The organism is Selenomonas sp. oral taxon 920 (assembly GCF_001717585.1).
Taxonomy (GTDB): domain Bacteria; phylum Bacillota; class Negativicutes; order Selenomonadales; family Selenomonadaceae; genus Centipeda.
In genome coordinates, this window is the sequence record NZ_CP017042.1 from 809,947 (window position 1) to 829,818 (window position 19,872).

General features: G+C 58.4%; 20 protein-coding genes. All 20 read left to right on the top strand.

Annotation, left to right across the window (positions count from 1 at the left end; genetic code table 11):
- The first annotated feature begins 1 nt into the window (after position 1).
- A complete protein-coding gene (gene dnaJ, locus BCS37_RS03755) occupies positions 2-1,150 on the top strand; it encodes a molecular chaperone DnaJ (protein WP_069180222.1) in 1,149 nt (382 codons plus the stop codon).
- A 128-nt stretch (positions 1,151-1,278) separates the two neighbouring features.
- Entirely contained in the window at positions 1,279-2,829 is a 1,551-nt protein-coding gene (locus BCS37_RS03760) for a hypothetical protein (RefSeq protein ID WP_069181536.1), read from the top strand.
- A gap of 18 nt (positions 2,830-2,847) precedes the next feature.
- The gene (locus BCS37_RS03765) at positions 2,848-3,225 is read left to right on the top strand and encodes a peptidase M48 (RefSeq protein WP_069180223.1); all 378 of its coding nucleotides are present in this window, start codon (positions 2,848-2,850) and stop codon (positions 3,223-3,225) included.
- Between the two features lie 15 nt (positions 3,226-3,240).
- Positions 3,241-4,005, top strand: coding sequence for a zinc ribbon domain-containing protein (locus tag BCS37_RS03770; protein ID WP_069180224.1), 765 nt, complete (start codon positions 3,241-3,243; stop codon positions 4,003-4,005).
- 123 nt (positions 4,006-4,128) lie between these two features.
- Positions 4,129-4,578: a ribosome maturation factor RimP gene (gene rimP / locus BCS37_RS03775; RefSeq protein ID WP_069180225.1), complete on the top strand. Its 450-nt coding sequence runs from the start codon at positions 4,129-4,131 to the stop codon at positions 4,576-4,578.
- Positions 4,579-4,592: 14 nt separating this feature from the next.
- Positions 4,593-5,720 carry a transcription termination factor NusA gene (gene nusA / locus BCS37_RS03780; protein ID WP_069180226.1) on the top strand — a complete coding sequence of 376 codons (1,128 nt, stop codon included), beginning with the start codon at positions 4,593-4,595 and terminating at the stop codon, positions 5,718-5,720.
- Positions 5,720-6,001, top strand: coding sequence for an RNase P modulator RnpM (gene rnpM, locus BCS37_RS03785; protein WP_069180227.1), 282 nt, complete (start codon positions 5,720-5,722; stop codon positions 5,999-6,001). The genes nusA and rnpM overlap by 1 nt, the downstream gene beginning before the upstream one ends.
- Positions 5,998-6,330 carry a L7Ae/L30e/S12e/Gadd45 family ribosomal protein gene (locus BCS37_RS03790; protein ID WP_069180228.1) on the top strand — a complete coding sequence of 111 codons (333 nt, stop codon included), beginning with the start codon at positions 5,998-6,000 and terminating at the stop codon, positions 6,328-6,330. The genes rnpM and BCS37_RS03790 overlap by 4 nt, the downstream gene beginning before the upstream one ends.
- On the top strand, positions 6,330-8,921 hold the full coding sequence (infB, locus tag BCS37_RS03795) for a translation initiation factor IF-2 (RefSeq protein ID WP_069180229.1): 2,592 nt from the start codon (positions 6,330-6,332) through the stop codon (positions 8,919-8,921). The genes BCS37_RS03790 and infB overlap by 1 nt, the downstream gene beginning before the upstream one ends.
- Before the next feature lie 78 nt (positions 8,922-8,999).
- On the top strand, positions 9,000-9,374 hold the full coding sequence (rbfA, locus tag BCS37_RS03800) for a 30S ribosome-binding factor RbfA (RefSeq protein WP_069180230.1): 375 nt from the start codon (positions 9,000-9,002) through the stop codon (positions 9,372-9,374).
- Positions 9,371-10,318: a DHH family phosphoesterase gene (locus BCS37_RS03805; protein ID WP_069180231.1), complete on the top strand. Its 948-nt coding sequence runs from the start codon at positions 9,371-9,373 to the stop codon at positions 10,316-10,318. The genes rbfA and BCS37_RS03805 overlap by 4 nt, the downstream gene beginning before the upstream one ends.
- Before the next feature lie 3 nt (positions 10,319-10,321).
- On the top strand, positions 10,322-11,197 hold the full coding sequence (gene truB / locus BCS37_RS03810) for a tRNA pseudouridine(55) synthase TruB (RefSeq protein WP_069180232.1): 876 nt from the start codon (positions 10,322-10,324) through the stop codon (positions 11,195-11,197).
- 287 nt (positions 11,198-11,484) lie between these two features.
- Positions 11,485-14,406, top strand: coding sequence for an insulinase family protein (locus BCS37_RS03815; RefSeq protein WP_069180233.1), 2,922 nt, complete (start codon positions 11,485-11,487; stop codon positions 14,404-14,406).
- 76 nt (positions 14,407-14,482) lie between these two features.
- Entirely contained in the window at positions 14,483-15,370 is an 888-nt protein-coding gene (dapA, locus tag BCS37_RS03820; protein WP_069180234.1) for a 4-hydroxy-tetrahydrodipicolinate synthase, read from the top strand.
- An 86-nt stretch (positions 15,371-15,456) separates the two neighbouring features.
- The gene (mmuM, locus tag BCS37_RS03825) at positions 15,457-16,389 is read left to right on the top strand and encodes a homocysteine S-methyltransferase (RefSeq protein ID WP_069180235.1); all 933 of its coding nucleotides are present in this window, start codon (positions 15,457-15,459) and stop codon (positions 16,387-16,389) included.
- A 10-nt stretch (positions 16,390-16,399) separates the two neighbouring features.
- On the top strand, positions 16,400-17,008 hold the full coding sequence (gene folE, locus BCS37_RS03830) for a GTP cyclohydrolase I (protein WP_069180236.1): 609 nt from the start codon (positions 16,400-16,402) through the stop codon (positions 17,006-17,008).
- Positions 16,983-17,825, top strand: a complete 843-nt coding sequence (folP, locus tag BCS37_RS03835) for a dihydropteroate synthase (protein ID WP_069180237.1) — start codon at positions 16,983-16,985, stop codon at positions 17,823-17,825. The genes folE and folP overlap by 26 nt, the downstream gene beginning before the upstream one ends.
- A 1-nt stretch (position 17,826) precedes the next feature.
- Positions 17,827-18,201 carry a dihydroneopterin aldolase gene (gene folB, locus BCS37_RS03840; protein ID WP_069180238.1) on the top strand — a complete coding sequence of 125 codons (375 nt, stop codon included), beginning with the start codon at positions 17,827-17,829 and terminating at the stop codon, positions 18,199-18,201.
- Positions 18,195-19,160, top strand: a complete 966-nt coding sequence (folK, locus tag BCS37_RS03845; protein ID WP_069180239.1) for a 2-amino-4-hydroxy-6-hydroxymethyldihydropteridine diphosphokinase — start codon at positions 18,195-18,197, stop codon at positions 19,158-19,160. Before folB ends, folK begins: the two co-directional genes overlap by 7 nt.
- A gap of 1 nt (position 19,161) precedes the next feature.
- The gene (locus tag BCS37_RS03850) at positions 19,162-19,857 is read left to right on the top strand and encodes a uracil-DNA glycosylase (protein ID WP_069180240.1); all 696 of its coding nucleotides are present in this window, start codon (positions 19,162-19,164) and stop codon (positions 19,855-19,857) included.
- Positions 19,858-19,872: the final 15 nt, after the last annotated feature.

The window sequence follows — 19,872 nt, forward strand, 5'->3', positions numbered from 1 at the left end:
CGTGAGCGAGAAACGCGATTACTACGAAGTCCTCGGTGTCCCCAAGGGAGCCTCGGACGACGAAATCAAAAAAGCATACAAGAAACTCGCACGCAAGTATCACCCTGACCTCAACCGTGACGACCCGAAGACCGCCGAGGAGAAATTCAAGGAGGTCAACGAGGCGTACGATGTGCTGAAGGATCCGCAGAAGAAGGCGGCGTATGACCAGTTCGGTCACGATGCCTTCGACCCGCGGCGCGGCGGCTCTGCCGGAGGAAACCCCTTCGGCGGGGCGGGCGGCTTCGGCGGATTCGATATGAACGACATCTTCGATATGTTCGGCATGGGCGGCGGCGGTCGCCGCGCACGCCGGCAGGGACCTGAGCGCGGTGCCGATCTGCGCTATGATCTTGAGATCTCGTTCGAGGAGGCGGCGTTCGGCAAGGAGGTCGAGCTCTCCATCCCACGCGAGGAGAACTGCCCGACGTGCGGCGGCTCAGGGGCGGCAAAGGGATCGAGTGCGGAGACCTGCTCGACCTGTAACGGCAGCGGGCAGGAGCAGGTCATGCAGCGGACGATGTTCGGCAGCATGATGACCTCGCGTACGTGCAGCCACTGTCATGGCACGGGCAAGATCATCAAGAATCCTTGCTCTGACTGCCATGGCTCGGGACGCAAGCGCATTACAAAGACCATCAAGGTCAACATCCCGCGCGGTGTGGACGACGGACAGCGCGTCCGCGTCTCGGGCGGCGGCGAGGCAGGTGTGCGCGGCGGTGCGAGCGGCGATCTCTACGTCTACATCTTCATCCGTCCGCATGAACTCTTTCAGCGGCGCGGCAACGATGTACTCATCGAGATCCCAATCACGTTTGTACAGGCTTCGCTCGGCGACACTGTTCAGGTACCAACGCTCGACGGTGCGGTTGATCTCAAAGTCCCTGCGGGCATCCAGACGGGCACCGTTCTGCGTGTCAAGGGCAAGGGGATTCCGAACCTGCGCGGAGCGGGGCGCGGCGACGAACACGTCCGTGTCAAGGTCACGACACCACAGAAGCTCTCGGCGAAGCAGAAGGAACTCCTCAAGGAGTTTGCGGCGCTCAGCGGCGATGCGGTGAATCCAGAGCAGAAGAGCTTTACGGAGAAGTTCAAGAATCTCTTCACATAAAATATGGGCGGCTGCGGCAAGATAATGCCGCAGCCGCTTCTTTGCGCATTGACATTGGTTCACGCATTTGTTAGGATAGACCGTATTGAAATCGGTATTTGGGGAGATGCTTGATGGCGGGAGGGCTCATGGAAAATGTCTACGCGTTAGTCAAGCGTTTCTATTTGGAACATGGGCGCGCAAACATCTTTGTCGCGCGCACGCTCATCGAGCGTTATCTGCGTGCAGCGGCGTGGCGTGGGCGGAGCAGTGAGGATCTCTGCACAGATTGGTACTGCATCGAGGACTTCCTCACAGTCATTCAGCGCAGGGACGATTCCCTCGCGCGGCTTTTCATCCGCATCGACTATCTGGCACTTTTCTTCCGCTATGCCGACGAGCATATTGACCGCCGTCCGCTGAAACGTCATACAGAGGACTATTTTGCGCGTATGCGCGCCTTCCTAACCTATCTCGATGAGACGGGCGAGTATGACATCGATCTTGGCGAGCTAGATGCAGATCTCGAGATGTTCTACATCACGGGACGGTTTCGCTTGCCGGAACGTGTCACATGGGAGGAGATCGATGGGCTGACGATCGACGATATTGAGGAAGACGAGCGGGTTGAGATGGAGGAGCTGAACATCCAGCTCAACGAACTCCTGCACCGCATCGGCGAATACTTTCGCTGTCCTGAGTATCAGCTCGACATTGGGCGTGCTGCGATGATCTATACGGGCGATCTCTATGACATGAACGCATATGAGGACGCATCTGAGGAGGAGAAGGAAACCTTCTGGCTCAGGTTTTGGGACTATTTCTTCTTCGATTATCACCTCATCGCAACAGATGAGACGCCGATTGCCCACTACAGTGAGAAAGAGTGGGAGCGTCTTGACTTCGATGAGCGCGAGATCATCCGCGATCTCCTAGCGGCACGCTTTGCCGTGCTCGCCGTGACGGAGGAGTATGATGACCACGTTGTCTGCTGCGACATCCTGCGCAACGAGGAGGTCATCCTGCCGCATCCCGATATCCCGGGGGCGCTCTCGAAGAGCATTCTCTTCGGGCACATCTGTGACGAGGGCATGATGATGCTCAACTACATCACGGCAATCCCCGCGAGCAAGCGCCTGCAGCAGCGGATCGGCGACACGATTCGGCGTGAGTACGAACTCTTTCGCAGGCAGGCGCCCGAGGCGACGATGGATGACTTCCTTGCGCGTGCGGCGGCGCTCGTGCGTCATACGATACACGTGCTCTCGACGCTCGCGCAGATCGATGTTCTGCCGCGCCGCGTCCTGCCGCGTCCCATCCCGCGCACGATTGATCCGCAGGTATGCGCCCAGGAGCTTGGCGTACTGCAGATGATTGCGGATAAGATCGGTTTCAGCCGTCACGCGCAGGTGCTCATGTGTGATCTCTTTCTCGACTATGCGCAGGTGGATCTCGCACGGGCGCAGACAGCTGAGATACTGACTGCGACGATCTTCCTCTATGCAGAGATCAACAACATTGACCTCACACCGATCACGGAGCTCTATCATGTGGTCGGCTCGGATAAAAAAACGGTACGCGCCGCACATGATCGTATGCGCAAGGCACTGCACTGTGTGCCCTATGACCCACGCTATCTTGGGGAGGAGGGCTTTGTGACGATGCTCTACAGCGTCGTTCATGGGAAAGCGAACTTTTAGGAAGGAGGCTGATGATCTATGGAACGGGATCCGCGTGTACGGACGATGAGCCGTGAAGAAAATGCTGCCTATCAGGGCGTGACGGTGGATGAGAACGGTGCTGAGCCGCAGGACGATGGGCAGACATGGGGTGGGCGTTCGCATGGAAATACCGGAGACGCGCCGCGTGGATCCATACGCTACATCCGACTTGGCGGAACAGGGACGCAGCGTTCCTTCCTAACGAGTCTCCTCTGGGCAGCTGCTTTGGGAACACTTCTTGCTCTCTTTATCTTCGTCGCGCTGCCTGCCATCGTCATGGTCATCATCGCCGTGCTCGTACTCGGTACAATTGTCAGCCTCATCGGGCGCGGGCGTATTATGTCGTGGCTCATGCGAAAGATGTACGGGAGATAGAAAGGGGATATGGAAATGAAGTCATGTGAAAAGTGCGGCGCCTCCATTGAGGATGGAGCCAAGTTCTGTTCTCTCTGCGGAGCACCGCAGGAGGATCGGATGGCTGCTGAAGCAGATCCTGCGCAGGAGATGCATCCTGCTGCAGAACTGCAGCAGCCTGGGACGCCTCCGGATGCGCAGGAGAATAGGAAGAAACTTGAGAGCCTGCGCGAACAACTCTCCTCTACGCCCTATATCGGTGCGGCGATGGTGATTTTTTCCGTATTCATGCCGTGGATCTCGTTGGGGCGTATGTTCGACGTGACCATTATGGACATCAGCAAGGGGCTGATGCTCGCAATCATTTTTATCGGCGCCGCCTCGGCATATGCCATCCTCAAAAAGAAGAACTATGTTCTTTCAGCTGCAATGGGGCATGCGCTGCTGATCTTTGCCGTTATCGCTTTTATTCGGTATCAAAGCCTGCTGTCGGAGGTCAAAAAGACGATCTTTGGCGCGATGGCAAGTTCGGCAATCTCACTGGACTGGGGAGGGCTGCTCTTCCTCGCCGGGGCGCTTAATTTGTGTGTGGTGAGTGTTTTTCTGTATATGATCGAACAGTTGCTGCCGCAGGGCGGTGCGTTCACAGGCGATGTGCTCTTCCGGACATGGAAGGAACTAGCATGTGCAAAGGTGAAGCTCACGTCGATCGAGGTGCCTGCGTGGGTCTACTCCCTGGTCATCGGCATTCTGCTCGTGCTGCTTTTCTCACAGTCTGGGATGAACCGTATGATGCACTGAGCAAAATCCATACAAGGGCTTTACAAAAGTCCCATCCTATGATATACTTCAATAAATTCATTTAAGATCTGGAAAGAGTGGGTGGAAGCCCACTCTTTCATTGCGTATGAGAAGAGGGAGAGCATGAGCGCGAAGATCGAGGAGCGCGTGGAGGAGATTGTACGCGGTCTGTTGACGGAGCAGCCGGAACTTGAACTGGTTGATGTCGAGTACGTGCGCGAGCGTGAGAACTATCTGCGCGTTTACATCGACAAGCAGGGCGGCATTGATATTGAGGACTGTCGGAACCTCAGCGAACGCCTGGAGGAGATCCTCGACCGTGAGGACTTCATTCCCGATGCGTATATCTTGGAGGTTTCGTCGCCGGGACTTGATCGTGTGCTGCGAAAGCCGCGTGATTTCGAGCGTGAGCATGGCAAGCAGATTGATGTGGCGCTCTATGCGCCCTTTGACGGAAAGAAACAGTGGACGGGCACACTTGCAGGCTGTGACGGCAAGACCCTGCGCCTTGACGAGGGGATCGAGATCCCTATGGGGCAGGTCTCACAGATACGGCTGCATATCGACTTTTAGGGAGGATTTGGGCTTTGGCAAGAAAAATCACAAAGGAGAAGAACGGCGGAAAGGAGTTCCTTCAGACACTGAAGGAGCTTGCGTACGAGAAGGGCATTGATGAGGAACTGCTCTTTGAGACGATCGAGGCGGCGCTGATCTCGGCATACAAGCGCAATTTCAGCTCGGAGCAGAACGTTCGTATCTCTCTGTCGCGTGAGACCGGAGAGTTCCATGTCTTTGCCATTAAAGAAGTCGTCGAGGAGGTCAAGAGCGACATTAAGGAGATCTCCCTCGCACAGGCACGTGCCATCAGCCCTGACTACGCGGTCGGTGATGTGGTTGAGATTGAGATGACGCCCGCGAACTTTGGGCGCATCGCGGCGCAGACGGCGAAGCAGGTCGTTATGCAGCGTCTGCGTGAGGCGGAGCGCGGAATCGTCTACAAGGAGTACGAGAATCGTTCGTCGGATATCGTGACGGGGATTGTCCAGCGCGTCGAGGGGCGCAATGTGTTCGTCGACATCGGACGCGCCGAGGCGGTGCTCATGGCGACGGAGCAGATGCCGACGGAGGAGTACAACTATGGTGACACGCTGCGCGCCTACATCATTGAAGTAAAGAACATGATGCGCGGGCCGCAGATCATCCTCTCGCGCACCCATCCGGGCCTGCTTAAAAAGCTTTTTGAGCTGCAGGTGCCGGAGATCCAGGAGGGCGTGGTTGAGATCAAGTCGATTGCGCGTGAGGCGGGCAGCCGCTCAAAGGTTGCCGTCGCGTCCTCGGAGGAGCGTGTCGATCCCATCGGTGCCTGTGTCGGTCCGCATTATATGCGCGTACAGGCGGTGGTTGATGAGCTAGCGGGAGAGAAGATCGACATTGTGAAATGGAGTGACGATCCCGCGACCTACATCGCAAACTCGCTGAACCCCGCGAAGGTCATCTCCGTTGCGGTCAACGAGGCGGAGAAGGTATCACGCGTCATCGTTCCGGACTACCAGCTCTCGCTCGCCATCGGCAAGGAGGGGCAGAACGCCCGCCTCGCGGCAAAGCTGACAGGATGGAAGATCGATATCAAGAGTGAGTCGCAGGCACAGGAGCTCATGGCAGAGGATGCGGCAGAGGACAGCACTCTGGATGAGCCTCTTGCAGGGGAGGCATAATGGCAGAGACGAAACAGCCCGAGCGGCTGTGTGTCGGCTGCCGGCAACTGCATCCAAAGGACGCGCTTCTGCGTATCGTACGCAGCTCCGACGGGACAGTCATATACGATCCGACAGGCAAGAGTCCCGGACGCGGTGCGTATCTCTGCCCCTCTGCTGAGTGCCTCCGGCTGGCGCGCAAGCAGGGCGGCCTTTCATGGTCGTTCAAGGGGCGTGTCGCTCCTGCCGTTTACGACGTCCTCACGGAGGTCCTCCGAGAGCAAGAGGAGGGCAGCCGATGAACGGTACAATCGAGCAGCGCGCCATGAACCTCCTCAGCATGGCGGCACGCGGGAGACGGATTGTCTCAGGCGCATTTGCGGCAGAGGAGGCTCTGAAGCGGGGGCAGGGGACATTCCTCCTGCTTGCGCGGGATGCCTCAGAGGAGACCAAGACGAAATTTGTCCGCATGGCGGCACATCTGAACGTGCCGGCGGCGGAACTACTGACCATGCAGCAGCTCGGACACTGCCTCGGCAAGGAGTACCGTGCGATTGCTGTGCTCATAGATAGAGGATTTGCGGATAGGCTCAGCGCCTATTTGCAGGATATACCGACGGGGGTGGATTGATGTCAGAATCGAAATACAGAATCACCGATTTGGCAAAGGAATTCAAGACGGACAAAGATACCATTATTGATATCCTAAAGAGCAAGAACTACAAAGTGAAAAATATGTTCAGCGCAGTCGGTGAAGAAGAGCGCGCTGCGGTCAAGGCGGAACTTGGCCGTACGGCAAAACCCGTACGCAAGGAATCCCTGCAGAGCAAAGCCCCCGCTCCAAAGGCTGCCGAGCGTCCGGCAAAGAAGGAAAAGCGCTCCGCACAGGACAGCCCTGTACAGGCAGCTGCAGCAGCGTCGGCACCTTCCCAGACCGCTGCAGAGAAGGCCGTCCCTGCAGCGGAGGAAAAGCCCGTGCTGCGTGCCCGCACGAAGGCGCCCGGCATCGTAATTGTCCGTCAGGCACCCGCTAAGACGCGGACGGAGCCTCAGGATCGCCCCCGCTCCGCGGGCAGTGCCTCCGGCAGTGCAGGCGGGAGATCCGCACGTCCTGCGGGAGGACGCGGCGGTGCTCGCCCAAGCGCACCTGCAGCATCCATCCCGCCGCCGCCCCAGACCGAGGTTCGCAGTGACAGCCGCAGACGCGGCGGTGGACGCGGGAGCGACAATAATGCCGCAGGCAGCGACCGCAGCCGCAATGCGCGCGGCGGAGCACGCCGTGACCGCGAGGAGCGTACGGATTTGCGGCAGACGGAGCGCAGCCGCGGCGGCGCGCGCAAGGGGCGCAAGGGGCGCGCAGCTGCACCCGCTCCGGTTGCGAAGGCAGAGATCGCACGTCCGAAGCACATCAAGCTGCCGGAGACGATCGCCGTCAAGGATCTCGCGTCCAAGATGAGCTACACGGCGTCGGACATCATCAAGAAGCTCATGCTGATGGGCGTCATGGCGAGCATCAATCAGGAGATCGACTACGATACAGCCTCTCTCGTCGCGGCAGAGTTCGGCGTGACGACGGAGGAACTGCCGCCGGATGTCGATCCGACGCTGATTCCGGAGATCGAGGACGACCCGAAGACACTCAAGGATCGCCCGCCGGTCGTCACCGTCATGGGACACGTCGATCACGGCAAGACCTCGCTGCTCGATGCCATCCGCAACACTTCCGTCAGCACGCATGAGGCAGGCGGCATTACGCAGCACATCGGTGCATATCAGGTCGTGTGTCAGGGCAAGAAAATCGTCTTCCTCGACACGCCGGGCCATGAGGCGTTCACGGCGATGCGTGCGCGCGGTGCGCAGATCACGGACGTTGCAATCCTCGTTGTTGCGGCGGACGACGGCGTTATGCCGCAGACGGTCGAGGCAATCGACCACGCTAAGTCGGCAGGAGTGCCCATCATTATTGCAATCAACAAGATTGACAAGCCGGGTGCAAACCCCGACCGCGTTAAGCAGGAGCTTATGGAGTACGGACTCGTCTCCGAGGAATACGGCGGAGATACGATTATGGTACCCGTCTCGGCAAAACAGCGCATCGGTATCGACGACCTGCTTGAGAACATCCTGCTCGTCGCCGAGGTCGAGGAGCTGAAGGCAAACCCGAACCGCGAGGCACGCGGTGTCATCATCGAGGCAAAGCTCGACAAGGGACGCGGCTCCGTCGCTACCGTGCTCGTCCAGAGCGGTACGCTGCGCATCGGTGACTCCATCGTCGTCGGTACGGCATACGGTCATGTGCGCGCGATGATCAATGACCGCGGAGACAACGTGAAGAAGGCAGGTCCCTCCATGCCGGTTGAGATCCTCGGTCTCAACGATGTACCGTCGGCGGGTGACATCCTCGCCGCCGTCGACGAGAAGCAGGCACGCTCGATTGCTGAGGCGCGTCTCGGCAACCAGCGGCGTGACCTCATCAAGTCGAAGAGCGTTTCGCTGGATGCGCTCTTCCAGCAGATCCAGCAGGGCGATATTAAGGATCTCAACATTGTCGTCAAGGCGGATGTGCAGGGTTCTGTTGAGGCACTGAATTCTGCACTTCTCGGACTCAACAAGAACGACGAAGTGCGCGTGAACATTGTACACTCAGGCGTCGGTGCGGTCAGCGAGTCGGATATCATGCTCGCAACGGCATCGAAGGCAATCGTCATTGCCTTCAACGTTCGCCCGGATGCAAATGCGCGGCGTCTCGCTGACACGGAGGATGTGGACATCCGTACCTACCGTGTCATCTACGATGCGCTGAACGATGTGAAGGACGCGATGAGCGGCATGCTGAAGCCAAAGTACAAGGAGGTCGTTCAGGGACGCGTCGAGATCCGGCAGGTCATGCGCTTCTCTAAGGCACTCGTTGCAGGCTCGTATGTGCTCGAAGGAAAGATCCACAACAACTCGAAGATCCGCATCCTGCGCGACAACATCGAACTCTTCGACGGGGAGATTGACTCCCTGCGCCGCTTCAAGGATGAGGTGAAGGAAGTCGCTGCCGGCTACGAATGCGGCATCTCCATTGTCGACTTCCGTGATTTTGCGGAGGGTGACATCATCGAGGCGTATACGATGGAGGAGATCGAGACCTCCATCGCAGAGGCGAACAAGGCGGCAGAGGAGAAGCGCGAGGCACAGGCTGCTGCTGCCGCAGCAGCGGAAGAAAATGCCGAATAAGAAATTTTGAATCGGTGCAGTCCTTTGCCCGTTGGGGCAGAGGACTGTGCCAATTTGTATAGAGAGAGGAGGCGCACCTTGGCAAAGGTTCGCGTTGAAAAACTACAGGAACTAATGAAGCAGGAAGTCAGTGACATCATCTTCAATGAACTCAAAGATCCCCGCATTGGATTTGTGACCGTGACCTCTGTCGCATGTACGGAGGATCTGCGTGAGGCGAAGATCTATGTCAGCGTTATGGGGGATGAGAAGAAGGCCCGCGATACGCTGTACGGGCTCAACAGTTCGCTCGGCTTTGTGCGCCGCGAGGTCGGCAGGCGCATTCGTCTGCGCTTTACGCCCGAGATCAGCTTTGCACTTGATACCTCGCTGAACTACAGCGATCACATCCAGCGTCTGCTGAATGAGATTCACGAGGATAAACCTGCGGGGGAAAAGGAGGAGACGGTATGAAGATCGCACTCGAACAGGCGGCGCAGATGGTCGCCGACGCGCAGACCGTTATCCTCACCTCGCACATCCGTCCCGATGGGGACAGCATCGGATCGACGCTCGGGCTGATGCACTATCTGAGAGAGCAGGGCAAGGATGCGCGTGTCCTGATTGATGATGAGATTCCCCGCACCTTTCGCATTCTGCCGGGGGTGGAGCAGATTGAGCGTCCTGCTGAGGGGATGCTCTATACTGCCGATCTCCTGATCGTCTGCGATGTGGAGCTGAAGCGTACAGGTGCGGTGCTCGATGCCGTCGATGCCGTGCGCGTGCTCAACATCGATCATCATGTGACGAACGATGAGGCGGCGGAGTATCTCTATCTGAATCCGGACTACGCCGCAACCTGTGAGATCATGCACGACCTCGTACACCTGATGGGCGGCAGCTTCTCGCTCGATGCCGCGACCTGCCTCTACACGGGGATGGCAACGGACACGGGCTTCTTCCGCTTCTCAAACACCACGCCGCATACGATGCGTGCGGCGGCAGACCTCATTGAAATCGGGGTAAAACCGAATATCATCGCGGTGGCGATGGAGCTGAAATCCTACGATGAAGTCATGGCGCAGGTACGCGCCATCAAGAACCTCGAGATGTTCTATGACGGCAGGGTGGCGGCGGTCTTTATCGACGAGGAAAAGGCGAAGGAAGTCACGACGACAGAGGGGCTGCTCGATGCCCTTCGCGTAATCGAGGGGACGCAGGTCGTCTTCTTCATGAAGTGGCTTGAAAAGGATGCTTACCGCGTCAGCATGCGCTCGAAGGGCACGAACGTCTCGCGCATTGCGCAGGGCTTCGGCGGCGGCGGGCATATCCGTGCGGCGGGCTGTACTCTGCACGGCTCCTTTGACGAGGCGAAGAAAACTATTCTCGCGGCGATTGGGGAGGAGCTGAACCGTTAAGACGTGGACGGCTTTATCAATGTACTGAAGCCCACGGGGCTTTCGTCGCACGATGTCGTTGACATTGTGCGGCGTATTTTTAAGCGGAAACGCGTGGGGCATGCGGGGACACTCGACCCTGCTGCGGCGGGCATCCTGCCCGTTGCGCTCGGACGCGCCGCGCGTCTCGTGGAGTATATGGAGGATGCGGACAAGTCCTACCGTACGGAGATCGCGTTCGGTTATACAACCGATACAGGGGATGTGTACGGCGATGTGATCGAGAGCGTTCCGTATCCCGTGCTTCCCTCAGAGGAGGAGATCCGGAGTGAGCTCGGGCGGTTTGTCGGAGAGATCAAGCAGATACCGCCCGCCTACTCTGCGGTCAAGGTTGGCGGTCAGCGTGCCTACGATCTCGCGCGGCAGGGGGAAAATGTGGAGATTCCGATACGCACGGTCACGATTTATCGGCTGGAGCTCGTGCACGTTGATTCTGCGCGTCGGCGTATCCTCGTCGATGTGGACTGTGCGAAGGGGACCTATATCCGCTCGCTCTGCACAGATATCGGTGCCTCACTCAGACTGCCCGCGACCATGCGCTTCCTCCTGCGCACGCGCGTCGGCGGTTTTCATCTCGCGGATTCGTATACGCTCGAGGAACTTGCAGAGGCGGGAGAGGCGGCTCTGTGCGCCCCTGACACTGCCCTCAATCTTCCTGTGTATGAACTCGATCCGCAGCGCGTAAAGGCATTCTACAGCGGACTCTCGACATCGGAGCGGCGCATGGAGCTTGCCGAGGGCTGCTACCGTGTGTATGCCGAGGGCGTTTTTCTTGGCATCGGACGCTATGATGCGGCATCGCGCGAAATGTACCCCGCAAAAGCATTTCCGCCGGTGTGAATAGTTCGGGGCCGTGTCCCTCGCGAACGCTTAGTTACGCAAGTGATCGCGTGCTCGTTCGCCTAAATACCTGCGGACTTCTTAAACGCGCTTCGCTTGAACGAAAGAAATCCGCAGGGGGCGAGTCGCCCGCTTTACTCACTTGCTTCACTAGGGTTCGCTTAGGGACATCGCCCCACTTACAAGAGCAAATATGTTCGGACTGCTGTTTTGTCGGCAGTCCTTTTATTTTGCGAAAATGCTTCTCTGTGCTATAATGGCAGGAATGACAAAGGAGGATAATTTACATGAAGATAGATGACATCATCCACGGCTTTCGCCTGATTTGCTCGGAGGAGATTGCGGAAGCGGATGGGCGGGGGCATACGTTTGTCCACGAGAAGACGGGCGCACGGCTTTTTTTTCTCGAAACCGAGGATGACAACAAGGTTTTTTCGATCAGCTTCCGCACGCCGCCCGTCGATGATACGGGTGTAGCGCACATCGTAGAGCATTCCGTACTCTGCGGCTCGCGCAAATATCCGCTGAAGGAGCCGTTCGTCGAGCTCGTGAAGGGCTCGCTCAATACGTTTCTCAACGCGATGACGTTCCCCGACAAGACGATGTATCCCGTCGCGAGCCGCAACGCACGAGACTTCCAGAACCTCATGGATGTCTATCTCGATGCGGTGTTCTACCCCGCGATGCGCACGAATCCGCAGGTGCTCATGCAGGAGGGCTGGCACTACGAACTCGAGGATGTCGATGCTCCTCTGCGTTACAGCGGCGTGGTCTACAATGAGATGAAGGGGGCACTCTCCGCGCCCGACGATCTGCTCGGCAGCCGCATCATGGCAGCACTCTATCCCGATACGACGTACGGCTGTGAGTCGGGCGGCGATCCCGAGGCGATCCCCACGCTCACGCAGGAGATGTTTCTCGATTTCCATGCACGTTATTATCATCCCTCGAACAGCTATATTTATCTCTACGGGGATATGGACATCGAGGAGAAGCTCGCCTACCTTGACCGTGCTTACCTCTCGCATTTCGAGCGGATTCCAGTGCCCTCGCGCATCGACCGTCAACAGGCGTTCGCAGGACGCATCGAAAAGACGCATTTCTATCCCATTGGGGCGGAGGAGCCGCTCGAGGAGAACAGCTTCCTCTCTCTGAACTGGGTGATCGGCGATACGTCTGACCGCAAACGTGTGATGGCACTTCAGATCCTCGATCATGCGCTGCTGAGGATGCAGGGAGCACCGCTGCGGCAGGCCCTCATCGATGCGGGACTTGGGCGTGACGTGGACTCGAACTACGAGAGTGATATCCTGCAGCCGCTCTTCAGCATCATTGTAAGCAAGTCGGAGACGTCACGTGCGGATGAGTTCGTCCGCATCGTCAATGAGACCCTGCGGAAACTTGCAGATGGTCAGCTCGATCACACGCTCGTGCAGGCATCGCTCAATACGCTTGAGTTCCGCCTGCGCGAGTCGGACTTTGGCTCCTCGCCGAAGGGGCTGATCTACGGTATCCGCATGATGAAGACGTGGCTCTACGATGGCGCACCTGCCGATTATCTGCGCTATGAGGATGTGCTTGCGGAGCTGAAGGATGGTCTGGAAAAGGGCTACTTCGAGCAGGTGATTCGGGAATCCTTCATCGAGAATCCGCATGAGGCTTTCGTGACGCTCGTGCCAAGCCGTACACTCGGGCAGGAGCGTGAGGCGGCACAGGCGGCGATCCTCGCTGAGAAAAAGGCGGCGATGAGCACCGATGAGATTGCGAAGGTGATGGATTCCTGCGCGGCACTCAAGGCGGCGCAGGAGGAGGCGGATTCGGAGGAGGCACTCGCGTCGATTCCAATCCTCACACGCTCCGACATCCGCGCCGAGGCGGAGCATCTGCCGCTCGAAATTCGCGATCTCGAAGGTTCGCAGATCCTTTATTCTGACATTGAGACGAACGGCATTGTCTATCTGAATTTCTACTTTCCGATGGCGGCGGTCGCGCAGGAGGATCTGCCCTATGCGTATCTTCTCGCCGAGATGTTCGGTGCGGTCGATACCGCGCGGCACAGCTATGCGGAGCTCGCGATGCTGCGCAGTCTCTACACGGGCGGCTTCGGCGCGGACATCGTTGCCTATACGCGTGCGGGTGAACCGGACTCGCTCGCGCCGCGCTTCAAGCTGCGTGCGAAGGTGCTGCGTGAGAATCTGCCGCGTCTCTTTGAGCTCCTCGCGGAGATCATGACGGAGAGTGATTTTTCGGGCGGAAAGCGTGTGCGGGAACTGATCGACGAGGAAAAGACGGGCATGGAGCTGTCACTGCAGCGTGCGGCAAATCAGGTTGTTGCGTCGCGCATCGCCGCCGATCTCATGCCCTCGGGTTGCTATGCCGAAGTGGGCGGGCTGCCGTTCCACGACTTCCTCCGCACGTTCAAGGATGATTTCACGGCGCGTCATACAGAGATGCAGGCGGCATTCGCACGGATTCTGCCGCAGATTTTCAATGCAAACGATCTGATGGTGAGCGTTACCGCACCTGCGGCGGACTACGCGGAGATTGCGGCAGGGCTGGTGTCGTTCCAAGAGAAACTGTCGTCCGAGGTATTCCCCGCAGCGCCGTATACGTGGGAGATTGCGCCGAAAAACGAGGGGCTGATGACACAGAGCCGTGTGCAGTATGTGGCGAAGGGCGCAAACTTTATCAAGCTGGGGTACGAATATACGGGGGTTCTGCGCGTGCTTGAGACGCTGCTGCGCTATGATTACTTCTGGACGCGGATTCGTGTGCAGGGGGGAGCGTACGGTGCGATGACGCAGTTCAACCGCAACGGCTTCATGATCTTTTCCTCTTATCGCGACCCGAACCTCGCAGAGACGTTCGACGTGCTCGATGAGACGGCGGACTATGTACGTTCGTTCAATGTGTCCGACCGCGAGATGGACAAGTTCATCATCGGGACGATGAGCAGCGTGGATGCGCCGCTTACGCCGCAGATGAAGGGCGATATTGCGGCGACGTTCCATCTGCGCGGCATCACATGGGAGGATCGCCAGCGTGCACGTGAGGAGATTCTCACGGCACGGCAGGAGGATGTGCGTGCACTTGCGCCGCTCGTTGAGGCGGCGATGCGTGAAAATGTCCGCTGCGTGCTCGGCGGTGAGGAGAAGATCCGCGCGAATGCTGCGCTCTTCGATGATATTCGTCCTGCGCTGCGGACGTGAATATTCTATAAAATTTTTGACTTTTCATGTCGTGCGTGGGATAATAGCAGAAGATAAATTGAAGGGGGAACCTGCCATGAAAAAGACAATTTTCCGTGGTGCCGGCGTTGCCATCATTACGCCGTTTACGGAGACGGGCGTGAACTATCCCGAACTCGGGCGCATTATCGAGGATCAGATCGCAGGCGGCACGGATGCGATCATCATCACGGGTACGACAGGTGAGTCTGCGACGATGACGGACGCGGAGCATCGCGAGGCGATTCGGTTTGCGGTGGAGAAGGTGGCGGGGCGCATTCCTGTTGTGGCAGGCACGGGCTCGAATGAGACCTCCTATGCGATCGAGCTTTCGAAGTACGCGGAGCAGGTTGGTGCGGATGCGCTTCTGCTTGTGACCCCGTACTACAATAAGTGTACGCAGAACGGACTCATTGCCCACTATACAAAGATCGCAGACAGCGTGAATATCCCCGCGATCCTCTATACGGTGCCCTCACGCACGGGCGTGAGCATCAAGACAGAGACTTATGCCGCGCTTTCCAAGCACCCACGCATTGTCGCGGTGAAGGAAGCGAGCGGCGATCTATCGGCGATCCTGCGTCTGCGCGCGGCGGTCGGTGATGAGCTCGCGGTCTACTCCGGCAACGACGATCAGATTGTGCCCATCCTCTCGCTCGGCGGTGCAGGCGTCATCTCCGTGCTTTCGAATGTTGCTCCAAAGGTGACGCACGACATCTGTCAGAACTATTTCGACGGGAACGTTGCGGAGGCGGCACGCCTCCAGATTGCATATGCCGATCTCATCGACGCGCTCTTCTGCGAGGTCAACCCCATCCCTGTCAAGACGGCAATGCGCCGCCTTGGCTACGATGCGGGACCGCTGCGCATGCCGCTCTCGGAGATGGAACCCGCGCACGCGGCACAGCTCGACGCGGCTCTGCGCGCACACGGCCTATTGAAATGAGTTCATAGGACGCTCTCCTCTTGTGTGGGACTGCCCTTCACGATGGGGGAGCGTTTTCCATTGCGGTACGGTGTCGGTGAAGAGGAATGAATCGGATTGAGGAGCGCCTTGCGCGGCAGAATGTGATCGTGCTCGACGGTGCACTTGCGACGGAGCTCGAGGCGCGCGGATTTTCTGTGAACGATGCGCTCTGGTCGGCAAAGGCGATCTTTGAGCGTCCCGACCTTGTACGTTCGGTACATCTCGACTATCTGCGCGCGGGTGCGGATGTCGTGACGAGCGCAAGCTATCAGGCGACGGTTGCAGGTTTCATGAAGCGGGGCTTCTCCGAAGAGGAGGCGGCTGCGCTGATAACGAAGTCCGTGCATCTGGCGCAGGAGGCACGGGATCTTTATTTGGCGGAACGTGGCGCAGATGGCGCTGTTCCTCTGGTCGCGGCATCGGTTGGTCCTTACGGGGCATATCTTGCGGACGGCTCGGAGTATCGCGGCGACTATGATATCGATGAGGATGCACTTACGACATTTCATGCGGAGCGACTGGCGCTGCTCGCGGCGGTGCAGCCGGATATCCTTGCCTGTGAGACCCTGCCATGTTTGGTGGAGGCACGTGCAATCGTGCGTGCTCTGCGGGAAAAGAGAGTTGACATTCCCGCATGGTTTTCGTTCTCGTGCCGTGATGGAGCGTACATCAGCGAAGGTACAGAGATTGCTGAATGTGCGCGGTTTCTAGACGGCGTGCCGGAGGCAGCAGCAATCGGGCTGAACTGTACGGCGCCTCAGTATGTCGAGGAACTGATCTGCGCGATTCGGCATGAGACGGCGAAGCCCATCCTCGTCTATCCGAACTCCGGCGAGCACTACGATACGTCGGATCAATCGTGGCATGGTACGGCGGAGGATTTCGGCACGACGGCGCAGCGCTGGTATGCGGCAGGGGCACGCCTCATCGGCGGCTGCTGCAGGACATCGCCGCGCATGATTGCGGAGATTGCCGCGTGGACAAAGAAAATGGAATGAGGTGATGGAAATGGGAGAAGAACGCACGGCGGTCGATTTGCCGCGTGCGGAGCGTGCCATGCGTGATTTTCTCACAGCGGTCGGTGTTGATCTCGCGGCACAGGGGATGGAGGAAACCCCTGCGCGCGCAGCAGCTCTCTATGCGGAACTCTTTGCGGGGCTGCACACGGATACGCGGGATCTCTGGTCGGATGTGCTGACGGAGGAGACAGATGGGCTCATTGCCGTGCGCGCCATTTCATTTCACTCTATTTGTGAACACCATCTGCTCCCATTCTTTGGAACGGCACATATTGTCTATCGCCCACACGCAGGACGCGTGGCGGGCTTTGGCGTATTCACGCGGCTCGTCGAACGCGTGGCGCGCCGCCCTCAACTGCAGGAGCGGCTGACGGCGGACATCGCGCGTGAGATCGAGCATGGGCTCGGAGCGGAAGGGGTACTCGTCATTGTCGATGCGCGGCAGCTCTGCATGACAATGCGCGGTGCACGTGCACACGGCACGCGGACGACCACCTCCGCGTGCCGGGGCATTTTCTGCGCAGATAAAACGATGGAATTACAGGCATGGCAGATGTTAGGAGAATGGGGCAGTGGAGAGAATATACCGCTTCCGTGACGGGAAGGAGCTGACGCTTGGCGGACGGACGCTTGTCATGGGGATTCTGAACGTGACGCCGGACTCGTTCTCGGACGGCGGGAAATGGAATACGCGCGACACGGCACTCCGCCATATGGAGGAGATGGTACAAGACGGAGCGGATATCATCGACCTCGGTGCGGAGTCGAGCCGCCCCGGCTTTGTGCCGATGGGCGCGGCGGAGGAGATGGAGCGTCTTATGCCGTTCCTCGAAACCGTGCTGGCGGAGTGTCCCGTACCTGTTTCCGTGGATACGTTCAAGGCGGAGACGGCACGCGCAGCGCTCTCTGCAGGCGCGCATATGCTGAATGATATCTGGGGGCTCCAATACGCAGAGGAGACGGGCGCAATGGCACGCGTCGCTGCGGAGGCGAATGTACCTGTTGTCGTTATGCATAACCAAAATGGAACGGAATATCAAGAGGATATCCTCGGGAAGATGCGTGTGTTCTTTGAACGCTCCTTTGCGCTTGCCGATGCGGCAGGGCTTTCGCGTGAGAAAATTATCCTCGACCCCGGCATTGGTTTCGGCAAGACGGCGGAGCAGAATATGCATGTCCTGCGGCGCATGGATGAACTCGTCTCGTATGACGGCGTGGAGTATCCTGTTCTTCTCGGGGCGAGCCGCAAGAGCTTTATCGGAGCAGCACTGGGGCTTCCCGTGGAAGAGCGCATGGAGGCGACGGGGGCGGCGTGCGTTCTCGGTATCGAGCGTGGCGCCGCCATTGTGCGCGTGCATGATGTGAAGCCGATTGCGCGCATGTGCCGCATGACGGACGCAATACTGGGGGCATAGTATGGATCGAATCTTTTTGCGCGGGATGCGGTTTATGGCTGCCCACGGTGTGCTCCCCCATGAGCAGAAAGTGCCGCAGCCGTTTGAGGTGGATGTGGAGCTTGGACTTGATCTGCACGCAGCAGGGGAGAGTGACGATCTTGCGGCAACGGTGAACTATGCCGCAGTCTGCGAGAGCGTACGGGATATCATCGAAGGTGCGCCAAAGCGACTGATTGAAGCACTCGCCGAGAAGATTGCGGATGATCTCCTGCGAGGCTTCGATCTGCTGCTTTGGGTATGTGTTACGGTGCATAAGCCCGCTGCACCGATTAACGGCATATTCTCGGATGTCGGCGTGACGATCCTGCGCCGCAGGAAAAATACCGAATGTTGACGGCATACATCGGGCTCGGGGCGAATCTCGGCGATCGTGGAGAGACGATGCGTGCGGCACTGCGGCGGATGGCGGCATGTCCCAATCTGTGCGTGGAGCAGGTGTCATGTTTTTATGAAACACCGCCGTGGGGAAAGACCGATCAGCCGTCGTTTCTCAATGCGGCGGCGTGCATTTCGTTTGACGGAACGCCGCATGAACTGCTCAGGGTGCTGCAGCGGATCGAGCACGATCTCGGCCGCGTGCGCCATGAACACTGGGGGGCACGGACGATTGACCTCGATATTCTGTATGTTGAGGATGTGGTGCTTTCGGATAAGGCGCTGACACTGCCGCATCCTTATCTCACAGCGCGTGCCTTTGTGCTCGTGCCGCTTGCGGAGATTGCGCCTGATTTACTCGTACAAGGGAAGCGTATTGTGCAGTGGCTCGCTGAAGCAGATCGGGACGGCATTGCACGTGCGCCCGAACTCTCCGCGCCGTATCCGCTCGAACTCATCGCTGCCTGTGATGAAGGAGGCGGCATTGGGCGAAACGGCGGTTTGCTCACATACTGTGCCGAGGATATGGCACATTTTCGTCGGACGACGATGGGCGGGATTGTCATTATGGGGCGGCGCACAATGGAGAGCCTGTCCGCACAGCAACCGCTTGCAGGGCGGGAGAATATTGTACTCTCGCGGACATTGGCGCATGCCGAAGGATTTCATATCGTGCGTGATCTTACGCAGATGTGGGCGCTGCTCGGCGTGCTGACGCAGGATGCGCTGCGTACGATCTTCACCATCGGCGGCGCGGCATGCTATCGTCTGTTTCTGCCATATGTCCGACGAGCCTACATAACGCGTCTCACGGGCACCTATGCGGCGGATGTATTTCTGCCGGCGCTCGATGGCTTTACTTTGACAGAGCGTCGGCGCGGAGAAGACTGTATCTTTGAAATCTACGAGAGAGTTTAGTATGGCAAAGGAAATTTTCAAGAACGATTGGCAGGAACTGCTTGCGGATGAGATGGCACAGCCGTATTATCGGGAACTGCGCGCCTTTCTCATCGAAGAGTATCGAACGAAGCGCATCTACCCCGATATGTTCGCAATCTTCAACGCGATGCACTATACGAGCTTTGCGGATACGAAGGTTGTCATCCTCGGACAGGATCCGTACCACGGCGACGGACAGGCCCATGGGCTCTCGTTCTCCGTGCAGGTCGGCATCGACCCGCCGCCGTCACTGCTCAATATCTACAAGGAGATGCAGGATGATCTCGGGATCATACCGCCTGCGCACGGCTGTCTTATTCCTTGGGCGAAGCAGGGCGTGCTGCTCCTCAACACAGTGCTGACCGTTCGTGCTCATGCGGCAGCGTCTCATCAGGGACACGGCTGGGAGCGGTTCACAGATCATATCATTCGGCTGCTCGGCGCACGCGAGCGTCCGCTCGCCTTTATCCTTTGGGGAAGCCCCGCACGGCGCAAGCGCAGCCTTATCACGAATCCGCGCCATCTCATCATCGAGTCGCCGCATCCGAGCCCGCTCTCGGCACATCGCGGCTTCTTCGGCAGCCGCCCGTTCTCACGCGTCAACGATTTTCTCACGGCGGCAGGCGAGAAACCAATCGAGTGGCAGCTGCCGCCGGCAAGTGAGATTGAGGCGTAGCTTTTAAAACGCATT